This is a genomic window from Agromyces binzhouensis (assembly GCF_004135055.1).
Classification (GTDB): Bacteria; Actinomycetota; Actinomycetes; order Actinomycetales; family Microbacteriaceae; genus Agromyces; species Agromyces binzhouensis.
In genome coordinates this window covers 1-2,967 of the sequence record NZ_SDPL01000388.1, presented here as the reverse complement: position 1 = coordinate 2,967, position 2,967 = coordinate 1, and the positions used below count along the sequence as shown (strand labels likewise).

The window sequence follows — 2,967 nt, the reverse complement described above, 5'->3', positions numbered from 1 at the left end:
GGCCGGCAACAACGAGGAGCAGATGCTCCTCGCCGCCCGGGACATCCGCGTCGGCGCACCGGCCGCGTCGCGATCGCGATCCTGCTGCTCGTCGCGGCGATCGGCGTCGGGGTCGGCGCGGTCTGGACCACCGTCCGGATCGGCGAGGCCGGAAGCCGCGCCGTCTGGGAGGGCTCGTTCAGCGACGTGCCGCTCGAGGACAGGTAGGACGGATGCACCACGCGCCGCTCCGACCGGGCGGCCCGTCCGAGCGCCGGCTCGAGACGCGCGTCAGCGGCGCCGGAACGCGACCGGTTCGCCGAGGTACGGCTCCCACGCGAGCCGCTCGGAGTCGGTGATGCGACGCGGGGTCTCGGTCGCGGCGTCGACGAGCACGATCGTGGTCGCGGCGCGCGTGTACAGGGTTCGCGGCTCGGAGCCCACGGGCGAGTAGACCTCGTAGCAGACCTCGAGGCTCGCGCCGCCCATCCGGCCGATCCAGAGCTCGATGTCGAGCGGGAGCCGCTGGTACGGGATCGGCGCGAGGTACTCGACCTCCTGCCGCGCGATGAGCGAGAGGGTCGCCGAGCCCGGCGACGCGTCGATCACGGCGGTCGACGCGCCGACCGCATGCTCGGCGGTGCCGTCGTCGTTCACCCAGAACGCCTGGATGCGAGCCTCCTCGAGCAGGCTCAGCATCCGGGCGTTGTTCACGTGCCCGTACGCGTCCAGGTCGCTCCAGCGGAGCGGCGTCGGCACGTGCAGGCGCATGTCAGTCCCTCGTGAGCTTGCGGTACGTCGACCGGTGCGGCTTCGCCGCGTCGGGGCCGAGGCGCTCGACCTTGTTCGCCTCGTACGCCTCGAAGTTGCCCTCGAACCAGTACCACTCGCCGGGGTTCTCGTCGGTGCCCTCGTAGGCGAGGATGTGCGTCGCGATGCGGTCGAGGAACCACCGGTCGTGCGTGATGACCACGGCGCAGCCGGGGAACTCGAGCAGCGCGTTCTCGAGGCTCGAGAGCGTCTCGACGTCGAGGTCGTTCGTCGGCTCGTCGAGGAGCAGCAGGTTGCCGCCCTGCTTGAGCGTCAGCGCCAGGTTCAGGCGGTTGCGCTCGCCGCCCGAGAGGACGCCCGCCCGCTTCTGCTGGTCGGGCCCCTTGAAGCCGAACGTGGAGACGTAGGCGCGGCTCGGGACCTCGGTCCTGCCGACCTGGATGTAGTCGAGTCCGTCGGAGACGACCTCCCACAGCGTCTTGTTCGGGTCGATGCCCGTGCGCGACTGGTCGACGTACGAGATCTTCACGGTCTCGCCGATCTTGAGGTTGCCGCCGTCGAGCGGCTCGAAGCCGACGATGCTCTTGAAGAGCGTCGTCTTGCCGACGCCGTTCGGGCCGATGATGCCGACGATGCCGTTGCGCGGGAGCGTGAAGCTGAGCCCGTCGATGAGCGTGCGGTCGCCGAAGCCCTTCTCGAGCTTCTTGGCCTCGAGCACGACGTCGCCGAGGCGCGGCCCCGCGGGGATCTGGATCTCCTCGAAGTCGAGCTTCCGCGTCCGCTCGGCCTCGGCCGCCATCTCCTCGTAGCGCGCGAGGCGGGCCTTCGACTTCGCCTGACGCCCCTTGGCGTTCGAGCGGACCCACTCCAGCTCGTCCTTCAGGCGCTTCTGGAGCTTCTGGTCCTTCTTGCCCTGCACCTGCAGGCGCTCGGCCTTCTTCTCGAGGTAGGTCGAGTAGTTGCCCTCGTAGGGGTAGAGCCGGCCGCGGTCCACCTCGCAGATCCATTCAGCGACGTGGTCGAGGAAGTACCGGTCGTGCGTGACCGCGAGCACGGCGCCCGGGTACTTGGCGAGGTGCTGCTCGAGCCAGAGCACGCTCTCGGCGTCGAGGTGGTTGGTGGGCTCGTCGAGGAGGAGCAGGTCGGGCTTCTGCAGCAGCAGCTTGCAGAGCGCGACGCGACGCTTCTCACCGCCCGACAGCACCGAGACGGGCGTGTCGCTCGGGGGGCAGCGCAGGGCGTCCATCGCCTGCTCGAGCTGCGAGTCGAGGTCCCAGGCGTCTGCGGCGTCGATCTCCTCCTGCAGCGCGCCCATCTCGGCGAGCAGGGTGTCGAAGTCGGCGTCGGGGTTCGCCATCTCGGCGGAGATCTCGTTGAACCGGTCGACCTTCGCCTTGATCGGGCCGACGCCCTCCTGCACGTTCTCGAGGACGGTCTTGGTCTCGTCGAGCTCGGGCTCCTGCATCAGGATGCCGACCGAGTACCCGGGCGTGAGCCGCGCCTCGCCGTTCGAGGGCTGGTCGAGCCCGGCCATGATCTTGAGGATCGTCGACTTGCCGGCGCCGTTCGGGCCGACGACGCCGATCTTCGCTCCGGGGAGGAACGCCATCGTGACGTCGTCGAGGATCACCTTGTCACCGACCGCCTTGCGGGCGCGGACCATCGAGTAAATGTAGTCAGCCACTGAGTTCCTCACGTCTGGAGTGCGCGGTTCAGCCCTCCAGCCTAGCGGCCCGCGTCGGCACGTCGAGCCGGGGCGGCTCGCCCGCCCGCTACCCGCCGACCGGGACCGTCGCGCCGATCAGGCATCCGCCCGTGCCGAGCCCGGGACGCTCGGCGCTCCGGTACCCGTCCGAGGCCGGGCCGTACTGGCCGACCAGGCAGCGATCCCCGATCCGGACCGAGAACTGGATCGAGTCGGCCGGCTCACCGAGCGTCGTGGTGTCGGAGGTCACCTGCATCGCGGTGCGGTCGAACCCCGCCGCGACGAGCGCGTCGATGAACGCTCGACCTCCCGCCGAGGCGTCGGCCGCGATCACCGCGCGGTTCACCGCGTCGAAGCGGGCGAGCTCGTGCCCGGATGACGGTGCGGGCGTCGCGGTCGCCGAGTCGTCTCCGGTCCCGGCCGAGGACGCTGGCCCGGACGTCGCCGTCGCGGCGTCGAACTCCGGGCTCGCGCACCCGGCGAGCGCGATCGCGAGCGCCCCAGCGGTGAGC

Annotated in this window: 3 protein-coding genes and 1 pseudogene; 1 reads left to right on the top strand and 3 read right to left on the bottom strand. The window is 70.6% G+C overall.

The window, feature by feature from the left end:
* Nucleotides 1–207, top strand: a pseudogene (locus tag ESO86_RS19105) (hypothetical protein); the annotation flags it as partial.
* A 63-nt stretch (nt 208–270) separates the two neighbouring features.
* On the opposite strand, the gene ESO86_RS14605 reads toward ESO86_RS19105, so the two are convergent.
* The 3 genes from ESO86_RS14605 to ESO86_RS19955 all read right to left on the bottom strand — a co-directional run.
* On the bottom strand, nt 271–750 hold the full coding sequence (locus ESO86_RS14605) for an acyl-CoA thioesterase (RefSeq protein ID WP_129235643.1): 480 nt from the start codon (nt 748–750) through the stop codon (nt 271–273).
* A 1-nt stretch (nt 751) separates the two neighbouring features.
* The gene (gene ettA, locus ESO86_RS14600; RefSeq protein WP_129235642.1) at nt 752–2,434 is read right to left on the bottom strand and encodes an energy-dependent translational throttle protein EttA; all 1,683 of its coding nucleotides are present in this window, start codon (nt 2,432–2,434) and stop codon (nt 752–754) included.
* Between the two features lie 88 nt (nt 2,435–2,522).
* On the bottom strand, nt 2,523–2,967 hold a 445-nt coding region (locus ESO86_RS19955), incomplete at its 5' end, for a DUF6993 domain-containing protein (RefSeq protein WP_340638865.1).

Bases quoted from the DNA above. Each gene is read 5' to 3' on its own strand.
- ESO86_RS14605 (WP_129235643.1), bottom strand. From the start codon at position 750: ATGCGCCTGCACGTGCCGACGCCGCTCCGCTGGAGCGACCTGGACGCG.